The organism is Haloarcula terrestris (genome assembly GCF_031624315.1).
GTDB lineage: Archaea > Halobacteriota > Halobacteria > Halobacteriales > Haloarculaceae > Haloarcula > Haloarcula terrestris.
The window spans coordinates 79,698-98,403 of the sequence record NZ_JAMQOM010000007.1; the positions used below are offsets into that span (position 1 = coordinate 79,698).

Here is an 18,706-nt window from a genome sequence, read left to right on the forward strand (position 1 = left end):
GTCGTACGCCAACGCGACATCGTTGCAGTGACGGCAGTACCTATCGGAGCCAGCAGCGTGTGAGTGCGCGTTCCCTTCGTGTACTAACATATGCGAATTGATGACATGGTACTATAAAATTCTTCTGGACAAACAACTCAGTATATCCTTATATTCCACATATACCGACAACGATTATGATAGAAGTAGACTGTACATCTATGTCTCTAGAAAATATTCGGCTTTCTTTGATTTATAACACTATTGCATAGGGTGAGCGGCGCAAGTCCTGAATTAGAAATCGTCGCTCATGCTTCAAACTCCCCGTTGATAATATCAGCCACTCGCTGACGGTCGAACAGTTGTTCCTCGGCCGGAATCTCCGGATACGGTCCCTCGGTGTAGGTCGGCCACTCGCCGAACTGCTCCGGATACAGCTGCTTTGCGGTCATCTCCAGCTGGAAGAGATGCAGGATCGGCCCCTGATAGCGCGCCCCCTGCGGGTAGATGCGGTCATTCTGTACGGCCGTGATCTTCGAGCCGACCGGATCGGAGTTGAACACCTCCCGGCGCTTCGGAAGACTCGTGTTCGGCTCAAATCCGCCGAGGTGCAGGATTACGTCGGGGTCTGCTGCAAGCAACGCTTCGAGATCGACCACGGAGTTCGTCTCGACCGACCCGCCAAACGCATCGCGGGCACCGAACGGACGGGTGTGAGCAGTCAGGAATCCAGGGTTGTCCAGCGTGTACGCGTAGATCTCCTCGATATCAGCCGCGGCGATCATCACCGCCGACGGGCGCTCCGACTCGGGTGGGAGATTCGACTCGATAGTCGAGCGCATCTCGTCGTGGATCGCTGCCAGCGCCTCGTACCGGGCCTGCTCCTGGAACGCCTCGGCCACGAGTTCGAACTGCTCCCAGAGGGTGTAGTACCTGTAGTCTTCCCAGCCGGGCGCGGGTTCGGCATGCCGGTCGCTCAGGGAGTTCCCGAACCACGGCGAGACGTTGGTGGCGATCTCCTCGAAGTCCGGTCGGTCCCAGTTGTCCTGTTTGGCGATCCAGGCCGGGTCCGCGAGATGGATATCGCTATCGAGTTCGTACAGTTTCTCCTTGCTCGGTTCCCACGAGGAGTACAGCCCGGTCCAGTCCAGCGATACGCCCGGCAGTCGTTCGACGAACTGATTCCACAGTCCGCTGTAGTAGTCCGGGGCGTGCATCGCGTTGACGGTGTCCCCGCGACCCAGGGCGAACGCCATGTCGGCGTGGTGTGTCAGCCGTGTGAAGACGGTCTCCGGCGGCGAATCGAACGTCACCTCTCCCATCGGCGACATGGACACGGAGTACGACTCGTCGGCAGTCGGCGTGTTCGTGTCCGTCTCCGTCGCGGACTCCGTCGGCGTGGCCCCATCCCCTCGCTCCGCATCGCTCGCACAGCCAGCGAGCAGTCCGGCACTGAGAACTGCGCCGCCGTATTTCATATACTCTCTCCGCGTCGATGTCTCGGATTCAGTTTCGTCGGTCGTCATATTTTTAGGCAAGCCTAAAAATTATATAGATGTTCCGGTTCCGAGACGCCGAGAGATCAGGCACCAGACGCCGAATCCGATGTCCGCGCCAGGAATTCGTCGGGGAGGGAGTCGATCTCGCCGGCCTGAACGCCCCAGAGGTTCGCGTACAGCCCGTCGGTCGAGAGCAGGTCCTCGTGCGTGCCGCGCTCGGTGACGCGGCCGTCGTCGAGGACGACGATCTGATCGGCGTCTTTCACCGTCGACAGGCGATGGGCGATGACCAGCGTCGTGCGGTCGGCCGCAAGGCCATTAAGTGACCGCTGGATCAGGTATTCGGTCTCCGTGTCCACCGCGGAGGTCGCCTCGTCCAGCAACAGGATTTCGGGATCCTGCAGCACTGTCCGAGCGATGGCGATTCGCTGGCGTTGGCCGCCCGAAAGCATCACGCCGCGCTCGCCGACGCGGGTATCGTACCCGTCGGACAGGCCCTCGATGAACTCGTGGGCCTCCGCGGCTTTCGCCGCCGCTACTACGTCCTCCCGCGGTGCGTCGAACCGCCCGTACCGGATGTTTTCCGCAATCGTCCCGTCGAACAGGAACGTGTCCTGACTGACGTAGCCGATTGACGAGCGGAGGTCCGTCAGGCGAATGTCCCGCACGTCGTGGCCGTCGACGCGAACGGCACCACCAGTTACGTCGTAGAGGCGGAGCAGTAACTTCGCAACCGTCGACTTCCCTGCTCCTGTCGGGCCGACGATTGCGGTCGTCTCGCCCGGAGCAACGGTAATATCCACGCCGTCGAGTACCGGTTCACCGGCCATCGGGTCGCGGTCGCTCGGTCCGTTATTTTCGGTCTGAGCTGTCTCATAGGCGAACGTTACGTCGTCGTACTCGACGCGGCCCGTGACGGTGTCGAGTGAAACGGAATTGGGCGCGTCCGAGATCCGAACGGGCACGTCCATGAGGCCACAGATCCGCTTGCCCGAGGCCTTCGCGTTCTCGTACCAGTCGACGATGTCCGACAGTTGCGCCATCGGGCCGGTCAACCGCTGAGTCAACAGCATGAACACGACGAAGTCACCGGTGGTGAGCCGGCCCGAAAAGAACAGCGGCGGTCCCGAAAATACCCACAGGCCACCGATGACGAACGTTGCCAGCAACGCGGCCCCGGTGATGAACTCCATCCCCGGCCGGTAGAAGTAGCTCAGTCGCAACACGGCCATCTGTGCGTTGAAGACATCGCGGGAGACGCCGCGAACCCGCTCGTTCTCGTACGCCTCCGTACTGGTGGTCTTGACGAGTTCGATACCGCTCAGGCCGTTCTCGATACGCGTGTTGAGATCGCCGATCGTCGAGCGATGGCGCGTGTACTTGGGTTCGATGACGCTGATGAACCACCAGGTGAAGCCGACGAGCAACGGGACGACACCGAGGGTGACGAGCGCGAGTTGCCAGTTCGTGTACAGCAACGCCCCGGTAATCCCGAGGACGATGACGCCGATACGGACGCTGTCGCCCAGCGCGTTGTCGAACAGCACCTCCAGATTCGAAGTGTCGTTGTTGAGGATAGACATCACCTCGCCGGTCTCCTTGTTGTCGAAGAAGGTCATGTCCAGCCGCTGCATCTTCTCGTAGGCGTCAGTCCGAATCGTGTACATCACCCCGTGGGCGAAGTAGTTCATCGAGACGCCCCGAATCCACTGGAGTATCGCACCGCCGCCCAGCGCGGTCCCGACGATCACCGCCGAAAGCCAGAACTGTCCGGACTGTTTGTCGGGGAGCCAGCCATCGGGGACCAGCGGGAGCGTGTACGCGCTCTCGCTTGTGAACACGGCGTCGATAGTAGTCCCCAGGACGAGAGGTGTGACAAGCACCGTTCCGTAGGCGAGGACGCTCGCCACCAGCCCGAGGGCGAGCCAGCGGGCCTCGCCTGTCCCGTAGGTTCGAAAGAGACGGAGCAACGGACGAGAGACCTGTTCCCGGTGGGCGTCTAGCGCTGTTTCGTGGTCGTCGTGTGCAGCCACTACTCGGCCACGACCTCCTCGGCACGGTCGGTTTCAGTTCCGTCATCGTCGGCTACATGTTCGTCTCCCTCGTGGCGAGCGCGGATAGGGTTTATTCGCGGTCCGTGTGGCGTGGCCGAAACCTCGGCCTCGATTTCGAAGACATCCGCGAGGAGTCGCTCCGTCACGACTTCCTCGGGTGGGCCGTGTGCCTGGATCGTGCCGTCTTTGAGTGCGACCATCTGGTCGGCGAGGCGGGCCGCCTGTTCGATGTCATGGAGGACGACCACGATGGTGATATCGCTCCCGTCACGGAGCGTTTCGATGATTTCCATCACCTCTAGCTGGTGGTGGAGATCCAGGAACGTCGTCGGTTCGTCGAGCAGGAGTACGTCGGTGTCCTGTGCGAGGACCATCGCGATCCAGGCGAGCTGTTTCTGGCCGCCGCTGAGACTGCCGACTTCGCGGTCCCGGAGGTGTCCACAGCCCGCCAGGTCGATCGCCCGGTCGACGGCGGCTTCGTCCTCCTCGGTGACGCTCTCGAAGAACCCGCGGTGTGGATAGCGGCCGTGGTACACCAGATCCTCGACCGAGATACTGTTCGGCGACGTGCTCTCCTGTGAGAGCAGGCCGAGTTTCCGGGCGATCGCTTTGGTATCGAGCGTCTGGATGTCCTGCCCGTCCAGCAGCACGGATCCCGATTCCGGCGTGAGCTGGTTAGCGAGCCCTTTCAGCAACGTGCTCTTGCCCGAACCGTTCGGGCCGACCAGAGCGGTCACAGCACCCGGTTCGGCGGTGATCGTTTCGCCGTGAATAATCGGGCCGTCACTGGACGGGTACGTCAGGACCAGGTCCTCACCCGTCAGCGACGCCTCGGAATGGTTCGACGGGGATTCCGCAACGACACCGTCAGTATTCTCAGCACCTGTACCGTTCGTCTTCGCGTGGTTCTGTGACATTATATTTCACCCATTTCTTGCTGTTTCCGCATCAGATAGAGGAAGTACGGCCCACCGACCAGTCCGGTGACGATACCCACCGGGATCTGTGTCGGATTCATCGCCAGGCGTGCGCCGACATCCGCCCCGACCATGAGCGCGGGGCCAGCGAAGACACAGCCGACGACGAGTTTCCGATAGTCGCTCCCGACGATGTTGCGGACCATGTGGGGGACGATGAGACCGATGAAGCCGACGATCCCGGCCACGGCGATACTCGCAGACGCCGCGAGTACAGCCACGCCCGACAGCGCGAACCGGACCTTCTCAACGGACATTCCGAGTGACTTGGCAGTGTTCTCCCCGAGCAGGAGGACGTTCAGCTGTCGGGAGCTAAACAGCGACAGCCCCATCGCCACAATAGTCCAGGGGAGCGCCATCCGCACCTGCTCCCAGTCGGTCCCGGTCAGCGATCCGGTCGTCCAGGCGATGGCGGACTGGACGATGCCGATATCGTCGGCGAAAAAGAACATCGCCGTCTGTAGGGAGCCAAAGACGGTGCTGACGATGACGCCAGCCAACACCAGCCTGACCGGCGAGGTGCCGTTCTTCCAGGCAATCGCGTAGACGACCAGAAACGCCGCTGCGCCCCCGGCGGAGGCGATCAACGGCAGCAGCGTCGAAAGCCCCGAGAACACGACCAGCGTGAGCAGAATCATCAGGCCCGCACCCGACGAGACGCCGAGGATGAACGGGCTGGCGAGTTCGTTCCGGGTGACCGCCTGGAAGATCGCCCCGGACACAGCCAGGTTCATTCCGACGAGCACGCCGACAAGGACTCGCGGCAGCCGGATGTTCCAGACGATGAGGCTCCGTTTGTTCATCTCCGGAAGCGACGCATCGACGATGAGCGAATCCCACGCGAGCGGGTTCAACAGCACGTTCGGGTTGATCTGTCCGCCGAGCAAGAACACCTGCCAGACCTGGAGGTCGAACAGGATATCCGGGTCGAAGACGGCCTGCCACGCTTCGACGATCGTCATCGAGAACGCGCCAAAGCTCACCTGAATGAGCCCACCGGCGAAGACGACAAGGAGACTCCCGAGACAGAGCCCGAGCAGCGAACCGTCAATATGCCCGAGCCAAGTACGGGCTCGCGACCACGCACCAGTGGCCCCCGATGTCTTGCTCGCCATCGCTACTCACCACCCTCCGCTGTGCCGTCAGTTGTGTTGACGTAGTCGTGGATCCTCTCGTCGTCCATCGCATCCAGAATGTCGGACGCATCGAGGCCCGACACGATTGCCGCGGGGTCCAGGTACTCAGCCAGTACTTCCTGTCCCGTGTCGGTCCGGTCGACTATCTCCTCGGCCGTGATGTACGACGACCGCCGCTCGTCGATGGCAGCGTTGCGGACCCGCTGGAAGCGGTCCGAGTCCGGTTCGACGGGGGCGTCTTCCGCGTACCGGTCGTCGAACCGTTCGACCCATGTCTCCCGTTCGGTCCATTCGTCGTCGAGTTCGGCCTCGCGGCGGACCCAGTCGACGCCATCGGTCGCGGACTCCCACCAGCCGTCGTCGGTTCTCGCATCCGTGATTACCCGGCGTGCGACCCGTGCGCCCCGCCCGGCGGCAACGATGGCTTGCATGTCCGCCGCATCGGACGGTGACGCGACGTAGAGACCAGAAACCGGTGTCGTGCCGTCGGCGTCGGCGTACTCGCGGTCGAAGGTTTCGCGTTCCTCGCCGTCGTGTTCATAGGTCTCGAACATCGCCGCGTCGTCGCCCAGCCCCCGCATGTACTCGCCGTCGTAACGGGTCGCTGCGATGACGCGACGGGTCGTGACGGCGCTTTGCTCCTGGGTCTCGACGACGAACCCCTCCCCGTCCGCAGTTCTATCGATCGATTCGACCAGATCGGGGACGACGGTACAGCCGGCGGCTTCGGCGTGGTCCTGAAAACGACGGTATAGCGTCTCGATGTCGATCCCGGCCGGAAAGCCCAGGTAGTTTTCGAGGTAGGCACAGCGCTTGAGCGACGACCGGCCGCGGTCGTAGATGACAGTATCGAGACCCGCCCGCGCTGTGAAAACCCCCGCCGCACAGCCAGCCGGGCCGCCACCGACGATACCGACATCGTGGTCGAACGCGGTCTCCGAGTTGGCCCCCACATCCGTTGCCATGTTCACAACACTCCGTTTGGTCTGGACAGAGGCAGCCAGCGTATCGGTTCCAGAGTGTCGACCGCTTCTTCCATCATACTGTTTAGGGCAGCCTAAATGGGTAAAGCGTTTTCGGAAATTAGGCGGCCCAAAAGCAAAGGACCCCAACGTTCATGATATACTGAGGTGTCCGGAACCGGGTTAGCAGGGCACCGCTAGCATGAACACGGAGCAGCAGCCAGAGGATTACGGATACCGATCAGTGCTGTCGTCGGTATCTCAGTCCTGGGTCCAGTACGTGTTCCCGCTGACGACGACGCAGTCGTCCTGTGGACCGCAGGGACGGTACGACGGAGAGCCGGTGTGACGGCGGCGGAGCGACCGGAGCACGTCGGCTTTCACCCACGCGAAGCCGACCACGATGACGGCAAAGCCGGCGACAGTTACCGGACTGAGTGTCTCACCGAGCAGGAGCCAACCGCTGATGGCCGTCACGGCCGGAACCACGTACGAAACCAGGCTGGTTTCAGCCGCCCCAACAGTGCTGACCAGGCGGAAGTAGAGGAGGAACCCGACGGCGCTGGCGACGATGCCGAGGTACGCGATCGCTGCGATCTGTTCGAGACCGACCGAGACAGTTCCGAGTCGCTCCGATGGCAGGCCTGCGCTGATGAGGTGCAGGATGGCGGCACCGAGCAGCGTCATCCAGGTCTGGATGCTCACGAGCGAAAGCGAACTGGTGTAGCGTTCGGTCAGGACTGCGCCGACGGCGAACGCCACCGCCGAACTGATGAGCAGGACGACGCCGAGCAGTCGACCCCCGACCGCCCCCGGTGTGGGGTTTGCGATGATAACCACGCCGATGAAGCCACAGACGGTGCCGATGAGTTCGTGCGGGCGGACCCTGTATCTCGGCAGCAGCGTCGATGCAAACGCCGGCGTCACCACCGGCGTGAGACTGAGCAGGATTGCGCCGAAGGAACTCGGGACGTACTGCTGGCCGAGAAACAGCAGCGCGAAGTGTGCGCCGATGAGAACAGTGCCGCCAATGAAGATCAGCGACCAGTCATCACGGGTCCGTGGGCGCAGCGCCCGGCCCTGCCAGAGGGCATAGCCAAGCAGGACGACTGCAGCGATATCGTGTCGAACTGCTGCCAGCAACACCGGCGGAACACTTTCGAGACCGGTCTTGATCGCCACAAAGGAAAGTCCCCAGATGAGTGCGAGCGCAGTAAACAGCAAGCCAATATGTCGTGTCGAGCGTGTCATTCCAGTAGAGAACAACTGTATGTGCTGGAGGAGTATGAAGCTTCTATCGCCACTGTGACGCACACACACGGTTTCTTTCATGATTCTCACTGTTTAGAAATTGAGCGAATCAGTGGGTAGCCACAACGCTATCGAAGACAGTTGTAGCGAGACGTAGCGTTTTACTCGCGTTCTCCAAACGGAGTTCCATTTACTCATCGAACTGCTACCAGATAAGCTACCTTCAACGGTAAAATCGAGGCCGTTACTCACGGTGACACATGCGAGCGAATGCGCAGGGTCACCGAGGGGATGACCCAGATCAGGTCGACATCGCGTCGAGATGCCAGCCGGGATCGGTCCCGGTCTCGTCTATGTGCTCGGACCGGCACGCCGGACAGCAGTCAGGGACGGCAGATTTCGAGCGTGGAACGTACACCGCGCCGTCGCACTTCACGCAGGCGTCCGCAACGACTGTGACACAGTCGGCACAGAGGTTGAAGTCGTCGACTGTGAGCTCCCGCAGGGGTTCGAGTTGTTTGTCCAAGAGGTACTCGTCGATAGCCGCCTGACAGTTTTGGCACAGTTGCATAGCGATCCAACTCGACCCATGGTACCATGACACAAATAGTTGCTGTATGGTTATCGATTATGATAGATGCGGCTGGTGGCTACACAGCGACGGGAGCGATGTGAGACAGCGGAAAACTGGACGGTTACGGCGAACGGAGCACGCGTATGGTGTCCCGAGACGTGGGTTCCCGGATTAGCTGTGCGAACCCGAGTTCGGAGAACACCTGCTTCCAGTTGCGGTGATACAGCGGGAAGTCGTCCTCGACGTAGCTCACTTCCGTATCAGCCCGTCCGCGCTCGGGACTGTTCCCTTCGTTTTCCGCGATGATGAGCAGGTCGCCAGCGATACGGGCAATCTCCTCGAACACCCACTCGTCGTCCGGGTGGATATGCTGGAGCGTCTCGACCGAGTAGACGACATCGAACGCGTCGTCCTCGAACTCGGGGACGATGTCTTCCAGGGCACCCGTGTGGAACGTTCCCGAGTCCGCGAGCCGCGGGTAGTGGTCGGCCATCACGTCGAAGGATTCGTCGTTGATGTCGATACCGGTGAGGTTCCCGTAGCCGTTGCTCTGTAAGTGTGCCAGATGGCGGCCCGAGCCACAGCCCAGTTCGATGATCCGGGCGTCGTCGTGGACGTAGTGGTCGAGCACGTTGACCAGCGTCTCACTCACCTCGTTCGGCCCGATCTCGGCGTAGTACGATGGCGAGAACTTCCCGGAGCGGGAGGCCCAGTCGTCTCGAACGTCGTCCGGGTCCATACCCACCGTTCACCGGTACGGAATAAATGTACCACGAAGTGCGTCTCAGCAGGAGCGCCTAATACTCGTGTCCGAGCAGTCGGTCGGCCCGCGTTTCCAGTTCTGTCTCGTCTATTTCACCCCTCGCATACTGCTGTTTGAGCGTCTCCAGTGACTCCGGTTCCGCGGTCGCCTCGCGCTGTAGCAGCAGGTACAGCAGGACCCCTATCGCCACAGCGGCGACGAGAAACGCCGCGATCAGGAGCCACCAGCCGCCTGGGGACATACCCATACCTGTTGCCCCGCCGTGGGGCCCCATCGGTCCGTGCTGGAGAAGCGCAGTTGTCGGTGGTAGCATCCGGGACACCTCTAGTTGTGTGTACGGGTCTCAGGGCATAACCACACTCGCCGGTTCCCACGGGCTGAGAATATACACCTGTTCGAACGAGGGGGGTCGGCAGCGAAACTGTCCTGAGAACCGCTTCAGCGGCCAATAGGGTGTCCCGAATTACCGCCAGTCGTCACCCAACTCGGAATTCTCGGCCACTCCAGTCATCGATCCGAAGTTCGTACGGTGTCGTCGTCGATGTATCGTCCCAACTGACTGGGTTGGGGGCGAACTGCGTGTTGCTGGCCAGAGAGGCAAGGGCCGGCTCCACATCGCTATAGGTCGTCTCGACCATCGTCCCAGTAACGACCACGCTTCGCCACACCGATTGGGGCTCAGTCTCCTCGTACACGGTGAATCCGACGTTGGCGTCCGCTGTCAGAGCCTGGTGCTTGCGACTCCCGTCGCTCTCTGACAGGTGAAACGCGAGGCTATCCGTCGCCGGGTCGTACCCGAACGCGACCGGGATCGGATACGGGCTCGTCCCCGTCGGACTGGACAGTGCCAGGACGCCGATTCCGTTCTCGGTGAGGATTTCGACAACCGCCTCGTCACTTAGTTCTCGCATCCCGGCTCCAGTGATTACTGGAAACTACTTGGGAAGTATACCGCATTTTCATTCGGTGAGAACATGAGAGTCGCTTTTCAAATACGGGTGAACAGACCAGGTATGGGAACGAACTCGTCGGGGGAGTTTGCCGAATGGGACGAGGAGCGGTACAGCACCAATATCGAACGGTTCGATGAACAGCACAAGCGCCTGTTCGGACTCCTGAACGACCTTCACACGGCGATGAACGAAGGCCACTCCGAGGAGGAGGTCGGCGATATCCTCCGCGAACTCGAACGCTACACCGAGTATCACTTCGGTGATGAGGAGGAGTTCATGCAGAACTGTGGCTACGCTATGGACTGCAGCGACTGTTTCTACAATCACCGTGAAATGCACGAGGGGTTCGCCGACAAGGTGCAAGAGCTCCGCGAAAAGCACGAGAACGGGGAGTACGTCACGATGGAGGTCCTGACAGTCGCCCGGGACTGGCTGGATGCGCACATCGCCGCTGGCGACGAGGACCAGAACTACGCCGACTACTTCCAGACGGAGGTCAGCGACGACTACGAGTATGAACCTGGACAGCTCTATCAGGACCGCACGGCAGCAGCAGACCCCGTTCCAGTTGACCGGCAGAGCGCAGACGACGGTGTGCGCCTCGACAGTGATATCTACGACGGTGGCTCGCTGTCAGTCCCGGCGGGGTCAGTAGCGGCCTGGTTCGAAGAGATCGCGTCGGACCACGGGGACCGGACTGCGGCGCTGGTTCCGGATGACGGCGGTTTCGTCGAACGGAGTTTCGAAGAGATGGCTGAGCAGGCGAAGGCAGTCGCGGGCGGCCTCCTCTCGACGGAACTGCGCCCCGGGGATCGAGTGGCAATCAGAGCGCAGTCCCAGTACGAGTGGTCCGTGCTCGACCTGGCCTGTCACTTCGCCGGGCTGGTCCCGGTCGCACTCTACCCGTCTGCGAGCGACGACCGAGCGGCCCAGGTTATCGAACGGACCGGCGCAACCGGACTTGTTGCAGCGGGAGACGTGGCCGGGGGCCTGGAGATGGCCGTCGAAACCGTGCTCGATTTCGATGCCTTACCGACCGACGAGGCGCGAGTGCTCCCTGGCCTCCAGGCGGACGGTGACGAGGTTGCGACAGTCGCGTTCGATGTGGCCGCCCCCGCAGAGCAGGCCGGCTGCGCGCTGACACACCGGAACCTCGTGGCAGCAGCAGAGAGCCTCCGAGAGGCGCTTCCCGTCGGACCCGGGGCGACCGGGACCTGTTCGCTCCCACTGGCACACATCTATCAGCGCGTCTCGACGTACTATCTCTGGGCGACTGGGAGTGCCGTCGCCTACCTCGGAGCCGAGGCGTTCGTCGACCACCTGTCGGCCATCGAGCCCGACGTGCTCGTCGGTGTCCCGAAGATGTATCAGCAGCTCTACGGGACGATACAGGACCGTCTCGGCGACATGGGCTGGATGAAGCGGAAGGTCGGCGGCCGGGTTGCGTCCTACGGGCAAGGTATTGTCGACGGACGGGGGACGCCGCTCAAATACAGAGCCGCGAATCGACTCGTGTACAAGCCGCTGCGGCGAGAGACCGGACTGTCGAATCTCACCTACGCTCTCTCGGGTACGGGCCAGCTCGACGACCACCTGCTGTACTTCTTCCGGGGGCTGGGCGTGCCGATAGCCGAGCTATACGGCTCCGTCGGAACAACCGGTGTCAGCGCGCTGAATCCGGCGGATTCCTATGTCGAGGGGGCAATCGGCGACCCGATGCCGGGCGTTGCAATCGCTGTCTCCCAGAACAGGGAGCTACTGGTCCGTGGCCCGACCGTCCTCGGTGGGTTCCTCGACGACGACCAGACTGGCGCACAAACGCTCCGCGACGACTGGTACCACACCGGCGAAGTCGGCGAGGTCGGGCCGGACGGCGAGCTGTCCCTCGTTGAGTGAGTGCTGGGTGAGCGGTGAACAGCGCCGTTTGTCGTCCAGCCGCCAGAAGTCGCGGTCACGGCGGGTCAGACGAACCGCGACCCGAGTGCGACAAGTGGGACGAGAACGAGCAGATACGCGGCCGCCGAGATCGCCCAGTCGCGTCGGATAGCCGCCACCCGAGCCGACGCAAGCCGGGATCGCGGGAGGACGACAAAGACGAAGAAGCCGACCATCAGCACGTACAGCACTGTCGCAGCGAGAGCAGTCGCGATGATCGACTGTCCGCCCAGGAGTCCCTCGCTGGTCAGAAGCATCCAGACGAACAGCGGCCCGGTCAGCCACCCGGCGACGTAGTGTACCACGCTTGCGAGTCGATTCGGCGCGTCCGCCGGGACGGTATCAGTCAATACACCGGCGGCGACAAACGGCGGCGTCTCACCTTCGGGCAATCTGGCCATCACCAGGTCCATCGCAACCGTCGCGACGACACCGGCAGCCACTCCCACAACAAACCGGAGTGGTACCGTAAGCGTCGTGACGAGCGGCACTGATGCCATGTGTTACTGACAGGACGGGACGGTATTCTGTCTGACGATGCAGGCCGACACTGATACCGATTTGTTGGGTGCGAAAGCCTGTGCGGCCGGACCCCGTAGCGATCCCATGCGTACACAAGACGGCGGCCACCGGGCGGCAGCAGTCACAGCCATCGCTGATCGTGACTACCGTCGCGCTGGCGACGAGTACACACGAGCCGGGTGGCGTGTCCTTGCGGACCCGCGGGAACGTATCGACCCGTTCGGTGCCGACGAGAAAGGATGGGTCGGCGACGGCCTCCAGTACCTCGCAACGAGCGCGGTCTGTTACCGCGTCGCCGGCCAGGACACACGCGCCACCCGTCGTGGCGTCGAGGGCGTCGCCGTGGCCAAAGACTTGACCAACGCGCTCGAACACCCTGTACAGCACGCCTGTCTCACGGAGTTCGTCGGGGACTTCCGGACCGCCGCGGGACTCGACGGGGGCGAAGCGGCGTACCGGGAAGCGGAAACGGCCTACGAAGACGCCGCAAGTGCTGTCGACAATCCACAGGCGTGGGGAACGACGCCGCTGTTCGAGGCCGCTGCGACGCTCCTCCAGCAGGTCGCCCGTGGCCCCGCCAACGGTGAAATCGCGATTCCCTGGGAAGACCTCCACGGGACGAACCCAGATGATCCCGGTCAGTTTCTCGCCCAGCGAGCCGTCGTCAAACGCCAACGATTCCCCAGCCTTGTGCAGCAAGCAATTGCGGACGGGTTCCTTGCGACCCCTCGCGGGACGACAGAGTACGACACCGACCACCACCAATGCCCACACTGTGGCTCGACAGATGTGAACTGGGTCGCAGAAAGCGTTGTCTGCCTTCGGTGTTCTCGTCCAACGGAAGATATAGATTAATACGCAATTTCCGCATTCAGATAGAGTTAGTCCGTAAATATATTCTTCTATATTTGTACGTATGGTAGTAGATTCAAATATGTGGGCCTATTAAAGTGTATTTTTATTTATATCGGCATATTATTGCCTATTTTGAGAGTGTACGCCGCTATAGGTCGGTACGAATTGAGAATCGGGGACGAGAGAAAGCTATGATGGTCTCCCGAAACAGTCACGGTGTCGGTTCTGCGGACTCGGAGAGTGAGGCCGAATCGGGACGGGATTCGATCAGAAGTCGCCGATTAACAATGTGTTCGGTGATAGTTGCGCCGTCGAGAATTTCCGTTTCACTGGCAGCGGTGTCGGGGTCGCCGGAGTACCGCCGTATCTTGAACGAATCCATCGCGTTTCGGTGCTCCGAGACTGGTTCGATAATTTCGAGGTACTCGTCGGTGGCGGTGTTGCGATAGGTTGCCCCTGCGGTGCAGCCGACGACGGGAACATCGACTGGCCACTCCCACGACAACTCCCGACGGTACTGGTCAAACTGCCAGACGAGGCGTTCTGGGTCGGGATCGTCGTCAACCGCTCCGACAGCAACCGAGTCGAGTGTCCGATCCCAGTAGTCGACGACACACTCCCTGAGTTCGTCCTGGAGAGAGTCATCGACCAGTTTCTGCTCGAGCGGATACCCGATTTCGATAGCCACGATAACATGACGGTCGAGATGCGTGAGACACCGTTGGCATTCGGTTTCGAACACCGAGAGTCCGAGTGGGGTATCGACAGTCAGGTGTGCCAGCTCGGTTCCACAGTTGGGACACCAGAGAAACAACACCCCGCTGTCCACACCGGACAGTTCCCCAAGCACAGTCAGGTCATCGAATGCCGTGTCGGCGCTGTTCACACGAGAGTCAGTGATCGTCTCAGGGGCGTCCCCGACGACATCGTCGGCGTATTCGGCGATCTTTCGGTCTTTTAGTAGTGACTTGATAACGGAGTCATGTGAGGAATGGGACTCCGCGTCCCGTATCTGCTCTATCTGTTCTTTCGTCCAGTCACGTACGCGAATAGTTCCCATTTGCCATGCGTTTAAACCACGCCCCATTAATGTTTTCTATTTATCAGTAAGGCATCGCTTCCGGTCCACGGTTTCCCTCACGAGATCGGATCAATGGTTCGAAGCGGTGATGCGGCGCTTGATTTCTGTATTCGAGACGCGTATCTGATCGGCAGCCAGCCGATGAGTCACGAGGTCGAGGAGGTCCAGTTCGGACAGCAATCGTCGGGCGTGACTCTGGCTCAAGTCCAGACGCTGGGTTACTTCATGCAGGGAGTTCGATCCGTTAACTGTCCGTGCGAGTTCGGAGACAGTCAGCTCCTGTGAGAGACCCAGACCGTCTGCGACCAGATTATCCTCGCTGTCCTGGGAATCCGATTCGGCGAGGAGGGCTGCGACGGACCGAGCCCCCAGTCCATCGGGATCCTCGGGTGCTCCGTCCTCGTCCGCCGGGTCGTCTGGCGGGTTCGAGTCAGTCGATGCGGACGCATCAGTGTCGGTCTCGGAATCGGTCGACACAGCAGAAAGGCTGAGTCCACCCGCCTGTGGCGTCGTCTCGGTCGGGTCATGGATGTCGTACTCCACCATGTATCGGCGCACAGTTTCGGAGGTCACGTCAGCGTCTAACGCTTCGGTCATCTCTGGGAACGTGTCACATGCGTCGTAGGCAGCCTGGAGTGCCTCGGGGTCTTTGTACGCCGGCACAGAATCCGACTCGGAGAGGGTTTGTACCAGTTCGCCGGAAGGGTCTCCCTGCTCCGTCGCTGGCGTGGATATGTCCGTTCCGACTGGAACAGTGACCGTCACGTCGATCTCGATACGCTCGTCGGTCAGATCGAACTCCTCGGCATCGACGGACACGTCATCGTGGAGCGATACCCCGCCAAACACTGGCGTGGCGAGCGTCAGGTCCGCGCTGATTTCCTCGTTTTCCGCGGTCGTCTGCCCCCGTACTGAAACCGTCTTGACCTCCGTATCGGTTGACTCAACACATTGGAGTACCTGCGTGAACGTCTCAAAGGCGTCACTAACTACCATATGTCACTCACGCACACAGTACCACTATTACATACTGGAACGGGAAATATTTGCCAAGGTCCTATCGACTCGTCTGTGTGGCTCTTCACCGACCCTACAGCCGAATTACTGCGTATACAAACTGTGCACGCTGACCGGACACCCCGGTATCGTTAGCAAAATTTTACACACTTATGGTGTTAATATTCTGGCGGCTAGAAACGACCTCGTCGACAATACTTGTGTTCAGAAATTCACACCCTGAGTGTGTGAATTGGCGTGGCCGGCCTACTCGGCTACACACAAAAACTGAGAACACTGGCCTTCCAACAGATAGTCTACAACCGGTCCCAGAGTTCGGCACTCGTATCCCCGACAGTGGCCAGAGCCGCATCGTCAACCCCGGTGACGCCTGACTGCTGGTCATACACAGGCACCCCGTCGATAATTGTCCGGGTTACGTCGGCACTACTGGCGGCGCTGACGACGTAATACGGGGCGCTCCCGGCCAACACCGGGTTGGGTCCCAGATCCAGCGTGACGAAATCACCGCGTTTGCCGACTTCGATACTGCCGATAGTATCGTCCATCCCCAGTACCGCGGCGCTGCCGATAGTTGCCCATTCGAGGGCCGTCGCCATATCGAAGCCGCTCGGGTTGTGTTGTTTGAGTTTGTGGATACCAGCGGCTGAACGCATCGTCTCGAACATGTCGGGATCCCAGCCGTCATCACCGAGGCCGATTGTCATCTCGTGGGCTTGCATGGTCTCCACATCAGCGATTCCGACGGCGTTGTTGATGTTGGAATAGGGATTGTGGGCGACCCGGACATCGTTGTCAGCCAGGATTTCAATCTCGGACTCGGTCGAATGGACGCAGTGGGCGGCGATGACCTCGGCGTCGAAAAAGCCCATCTCTTCGAGCGCCGGAACCGGCCGTTTCCCGTAGTCAGCGATGGACTCGTGAACGTCGACCAGCCCTTCTTCGAGGTGGATCTGTATCGGTCGGTCGTCGTCAAGAGCCCGGTCGACACACTCCCCGACGATGTCTTCGGTGTTGGTAAACAGCGTGTGGAGGCAGTAGTGGCCCGAGACGGTGTCGTACTCACTTTCACCGCTCTGGATGAATCGTTGATTTTCTTCGATTCCTGCTCTAGCTTGAGCCTCGGAGTTCCGGGCCGTCGCCTCGAAGGAAATCATCCCCCGGATCGGTGTCTGTGCAACTCCCTCGGCGACGGCGTCGAGACCGCCCGGCAGCGTGTTCGGTCCCGAATAGTTATCACAGAACGTGGTGACGCCGCTTTGAAGCATCTCGGCACAGGACCCCAGCGCGGACAGGCGAGCGTCACGCTCCGTGAACGCCTCGTCGACGTTCCACCAGATGTCGACGAGCGATTCGTAGAAGCTCTCGGGGGACGTGTCCAACGGCGCGCCACGAATCGGCAGCGCATACATGTGGGTGTGGCAGTTCACCAGCCCAGGGATGACGACTTCGTCGGTGGCATCGATCACGTCAGCGCCCGACGCGTAGCCGTCCTCGATAGCGACGATCTCACCGTCCTCGACAACGACGTGGACCTCCGACCGGACCGTACGCGCGTCGTCCATCGTGATGAGCGTGCCTGCGTTCAGTATCACAGATCGGGTGATACCGGCAGCCGACTAAAAGCTATCTCCGCCCCAGAACGGCCGTATTAGACACTCTCCCACAACTAATGTTGTGCCGGATGTGGCGTTTCACACACCAACTGTTTTCGTCGTTCGCTCGGGTCGTACTGTCATGACAGACGTTCACATCAGAGACGCACGGGTGGTGACCCCGGACGGCGTCCAGCGGGGTGAGATCGTGATTTCGGATGGGGCGATTGACGCCGTTGGGCCGGCGTCGTCGGTTCCCACCCCCAGTGAGCCGGATACCGTCATCGACGCGGACGGCATGGTCGCGCTTCCGGGGGCTATCGACGGACACACGCATATGCACGACGACGAACTGTTTCCGGACGGGATCGACTTCGCGTCACAGACGGCGAGTGCGGTCGCCGGCGGAGTGACGACAGTCATCGAGTTACCGACGCAGAAACCGGTCACAACGCCCGATGCAGTGCGGAAGAAAGCAGAGACGTGTGCGGCCCTCGCATACGTTGATTTCGGCCTTGTTGCGGGTAACATACAGGACCCGGAAATCAACGTTGCCGGCATTATGGACGCCGGAACAGCCGATTTCAAGACGTTCACCGCCGATCCGTATCTGGCGAGTGACGAATCTATCGCCCGGCTCATGCGGCGCGTGGGCGATGCCGGGGGAACAGTTCGCGTTCACTGCGAGACGCAGGGACTGCTCGACGACGCCCGGTCGACTATCGCCAGCGACGAGCCCGAGGCGTATATGGACTCACGCCCGCTCGAAGCCGAGTTGGACGCGATTTCTCGGGCCGGATATTTCGCGGAGTACGCCGACTGTCCGCTGCACGTCGTCCACATCTCAAGCGGGAGCGGCACACGCGAGGCCGACCGCTTCAAATCACGAGCGAACGTGCCAGTCACGCTGGAAACCTGTCCGCAGTATCTGGCCTTCTCGAAAGCCGACGTTGCTGAAAAGGGACCGTTCCTGAAGGTCAACCCAAGCCTCAAATCCGACACCGAGCGGGAACGACTCTGGGACGCCGTTCAGGATGGGACGATTGATCTCGTCGCCACGGACCACTTTCCGACGTACCGCGACTCTCGTGCAGCCGGCTGGGAAGACATCTGGGAGCCGTACGCCGGCCTCCCGGGCGTCGAAACGATGGTCGAATTCCTCGCCAGCGAGGGCGTCCACGAGGACCGGATTTCGTGGCCGCGACTCCACGAACTCGTGTGTGCGGCTCCTGCCCGGAAGGCCGGCATCTACCCGCGGAAAGGGTCGCTGCAGGTCGGAACGGACGCGGACGTGATGCTCATCCGAACCGAGGAGTACGAGGTTTCCGCCGAAGACCACACGTTCGTCGGTGGCTGGACGCCATACGAAGGGCGGCACTGGAACGCGCGCGTGGACACGGTCATCGCTGGCGGTGAGATCGTCGCGAAGGACCACGAGGTCCGGTCAACGGCGGGCCGGGGACAGTTCCTGCACCGCCCGTTGTAGCGGATTGTCGTTCTGTGGCCGCCGACCTGAAACCGGGCCGCACATAGATGTGTGTCGTGTGGGGCAG

The 18,706-nt window shown here is 61.2% G+C and carries 17 protein-coding genes; 3 read left to right on the forward strand and 14 right to left on the reverse strand.

Features of this window, described 5'->3' with window-relative positions:
• Positions 1 to 287: 287 nt before the first annotated feature.
• The 10 genes from NDI54_RS15695 to NDI54_RS15740 all read right to left on the reverse strand — a co-directional run bounded on the left by NDI54_RS15695 (position 288) and on the right by NDI54_RS15740 (position 10,106).
• Entirely contained in the window at positions 288 to 1,505 is a 1,218-nt protein-coding gene (locus NDI54_RS15695; protein ID WP_310897382.1) for an ABC transporter substrate-binding protein, read from the reverse strand.
• A gap of 56 nt (positions 1,506 to 1,561) precedes the next feature.
• A complete protein-coding gene (locus NDI54_RS15700) occupies positions 1,562 to 3,511 on the reverse strand; it encodes an ABC transporter ATP-binding protein (RefSeq protein ID WP_310897383.1) in 1,950 nt (649 codons plus the stop codon).
• A complete protein-coding gene (locus tag NDI54_RS15705; protein WP_310897384.1) occupies positions 3,511 to 4,449 on the reverse strand; it encodes an ABC transporter ATP-binding protein in 939 nt (312 codons plus the stop codon). The genes NDI54_RS15700 and NDI54_RS15705 overlap by 1 nt, the downstream gene beginning before the upstream one ends.
• Complete coding sequence (locus tag NDI54_RS15710; RefSeq protein ID WP_310897385.1) at positions 4,449 to 5,624, reverse strand: FecCD family ABC transporter permease; 1,176 nt, start codon at positions 5,622 to 5,624, stop codon at positions 4,449 to 4,451. The genes NDI54_RS15705 and NDI54_RS15710 overlap by 1 nt, the downstream gene beginning before the upstream one ends.
• 2 nt (positions 5,625 to 5,626) lie before the next feature.
• Positions 5,627 to 6,610 carry a thioredoxin reductase gene (locus NDI54_RS15715; protein ID WP_310897386.1) on the reverse strand — a complete coding sequence of 328 codons (984 nt, stop codon included), beginning with the start codon at positions 6,608 to 6,610 and terminating at the stop codon, positions 5,627 to 5,629.
• Between the two features lie 258 nt (positions 6,611 to 6,868).
• Positions 6,869 to 7,858, reverse strand: coding sequence for a DMT family transporter (locus NDI54_RS15720; protein WP_310897387.1), 990 nt, complete (start codon positions 7,856 to 7,858; stop codon positions 6,869 to 6,871).
• A gap of 301 nt (positions 7,859 to 8,159) precedes the next feature.
• On the reverse strand, positions 8,160 to 8,429 hold the full coding sequence (locus tag NDI54_RS15725; protein WP_137684660.1) for a DUF7571 family protein: 270 nt from the start codon (positions 8,427 to 8,429) through the stop codon (positions 8,160 to 8,162).
• Positions 8,430 to 8,553: 124 nt separating this feature from the next.
• Positions 8,554 to 9,171 carry a class I SAM-dependent methyltransferase gene (locus tag NDI54_RS15730; protein ID WP_310897388.1) on the reverse strand — a complete coding sequence of 206 codons (618 nt, stop codon included), beginning with the start codon at positions 9,169 to 9,171 and terminating at the stop codon, positions 8,554 to 8,556.
• 58 nt (positions 9,172 to 9,229) lie between these two features.
• Positions 9,230 to 9,442 (reverse strand): SHOCT domain-containing protein, encoded by a 213-nt coding sequence (locus tag NDI54_RS15735; protein ID WP_310897389.1) that lies wholly within the window; start codon positions 9,440 to 9,442, stop codon positions 9,230 to 9,232.
• 229 nt (positions 9,443 to 9,671) lie between these two features.
• Complete coding sequence (locus NDI54_RS15740; protein ID WP_310897390.1) at positions 9,672 to 10,106, reverse strand: pyridoxamine 5'-phosphate oxidase family protein; 435 nt, start codon at positions 10,104 to 10,106, stop codon at positions 9,672 to 9,674.
• 102 nt (positions 10,107 to 10,208) lie between these two features.
• On the opposite strand from NDI54_RS15740, the gene NDI54_RS15745 reads away from it, so the two are divergent.
• Positions 10,209 to 12,044, forward strand: coding sequence for a bacteriohemerythrin (locus NDI54_RS15745; RefSeq protein WP_310897391.1), 1,836 nt, complete (start codon positions 10,209 to 10,211; stop codon positions 12,042 to 12,044).
• Between the two features lie 65 nt (positions 12,045 to 12,109).
• Here the strand turns inward: NDI54_RS15745 and NDI54_RS15750 are convergent, their stop codons facing one another.
• Entirely contained in the window at positions 12,110 to 12,583 is a 474-nt protein-coding gene (locus NDI54_RS15750; RefSeq protein WP_310897392.1) for a hypothetical protein, read from the reverse strand.
• A gap of 106 nt (positions 12,584 to 12,689) precedes the next feature.
• Between NDI54_RS15750 and NDI54_RS15755 the strand changes: the two genes are divergently transcribed.
• Positions 12,690 to 13,460 carry a hypothetical protein gene (locus NDI54_RS15755; RefSeq protein ID WP_310897393.1) on the forward strand — a complete coding sequence of 257 codons (771 nt, stop codon included), beginning with the start codon at positions 12,690 to 12,692 and terminating at the stop codon, positions 13,458 to 13,460.
• Positions 13,461 to 13,671: 211 nt separating this feature from the next.
• On the opposite strand, the gene NDI54_RS15760 is transcribed toward NDI54_RS15755, so the two are convergent.
• The 3 genes from NDI54_RS15760 to NDI54_RS15770 all read right to left on the reverse strand — a co-directional run bounded on the left by NDI54_RS15760 (position 13,672) and on the right by NDI54_RS15770 (position 17,153).
• Positions 13,672 to 14,520, reverse strand: coding sequence for a hypothetical protein (locus NDI54_RS15760; RefSeq protein WP_310897394.1), 849 nt, complete (start codon positions 14,518 to 14,520; stop codon positions 13,672 to 13,674).
• A gap of 90 nt (positions 14,521 to 14,610) precedes the next feature.
• Positions 14,611 to 15,537: a hypothetical protein gene (locus tag NDI54_RS15765; RefSeq protein ID WP_310897395.1), complete on the reverse strand. Its 927-nt coding sequence runs from the start codon at positions 15,535 to 15,537 to the stop codon at positions 14,611 to 14,613.
• Positions 15,538 to 15,854: 317 nt separating this feature from the next.
• Positions 15,855 to 17,153: an amidohydrolase family protein gene (locus NDI54_RS15770; protein ID WP_310897396.1), complete on the reverse strand. Its 1,299-nt coding sequence runs from the start codon at positions 17,151 to 17,153 to the stop codon at positions 15,855 to 15,857.
• A gap of 142 nt (positions 17,154 to 17,295) precedes the next feature.
• Between NDI54_RS15770 and NDI54_RS15775 the strand changes: the two genes are divergently transcribed.
• Positions 17,296 to 18,639, forward strand: a complete 1,344-nt coding sequence (locus NDI54_RS15775; RefSeq protein WP_310897397.1) for a dihydroorotase — start codon at positions 17,296 to 17,298, stop codon at positions 18,637 to 18,639.
• Positions 18,640 to 18,706: the final 67 nt, after the last annotated feature.

What these genes read in the sequence shown, in the direction of transcription:
- NDI54_RS15765 (WP_310897395.1), bottom strand. Translation starts at nt 15,537, where the DNA reads ATGGTAGTTAGTGACGCCTTTGAGACGTTCACGCAGGTACTCCAATGT.
- NDI54_RS15730 (WP_310897388.1), bottom strand. Translation starts at nt 9,171, where the DNA reads ATGGACCCGGACGACGTTCGAGACGACTGGGCCTCCCGCTCCGGGAAG.
- NDI54_RS15745 (WP_310897391.1), top strand. Translation starts at nt 10,209, where the DNA reads ATGGGAACGAACTCGTCGGGGGAGTTTGCCGAATGGGACGAGGAGCGG.
- NDI54_RS15740 (WP_310897390.1), bottom strand. Translation starts at nt 10,106, where the DNA reads ATGCGAGAACTAAGTGACGAGGCGGTTGTCGAAATCCTCACCGAGAAC.
- NDI54_RS15760 (WP_310897394.1), bottom strand. Translation starts at nt 14,520, where the DNA reads ATGGGAACTATTCGCGTACGTGACTGGACGAAAGAACAGATAGAGCAG.
- NDI54_RS15705 (WP_310897384.1), bottom strand. Translation starts at nt 4,449, where the DNA reads ATGTCACAGAACCACGCGAAGACGAACGGTACAGGTGCTGAGAATACT.
- NDI54_RS15725 (WP_137684660.1), bottom strand. Translation starts at nt 8,429, where the DNA reads ATGCAACTGTGCCAAAACTGTCAGGCGGCTATCGACGAGTACCTCTTG.
- NDI54_RS15755 (WP_310897393.1), top strand. Translation starts at nt 12,690, where the DNA reads ATGCGTACACAAGACGGCGGCCACCGGGCGGCAGCAGTCACAGCCATC.
- NDI54_RS15720 (WP_310897387.1), bottom strand. Translation starts at nt 7,858, where the DNA reads ATGACACGCTCGACACGACATATTGGCTTGCTGTTTACTGCGCTCGCA.
- NDI54_RS15750 (WP_310897392.1), bottom strand. Translation starts at nt 12,583, where the DNA reads ATGGCATCAGTGCCGCTCGTCACGACGCTTACGGTACCACTCCGGTTT.
- NDI54_RS15735 (WP_310897389.1), bottom strand. Translation starts at nt 9,442, where the DNA reads ATGGGTATGTCCCCAGGCGGCTGGTGGCTCCTGATCGCGGCGTTTCTC.
- NDI54_RS15715 (WP_310897386.1), bottom strand. Translation starts at nt 6,610, where the DNA reads ATGGCAACGGATGTGGGGGCCAACTCGGAGACCGCGTTCGACCACGAT.
- NDI54_RS15695 (WP_310897382.1), bottom strand. Translation starts at nt 1,505, where the DNA reads ATGACGACCGACGAAACTGAATCCGAGACATCGACGCGGAGAGAGTAT.
- NDI54_RS15710 (WP_310897385.1), bottom strand. Translation starts at nt 5,624, where the DNA reads ATGGCGAGCAAGACATCGGGGGCCACTGGTGCGTGGTCGCGAGCCCGT.
- NDI54_RS15775 (WP_310897397.1), top strand. Translation starts at nt 17,296, where the DNA reads ATGACAGACGTTCACATCAGAGACGCACGGGTGGTGACCCCGGACGGC.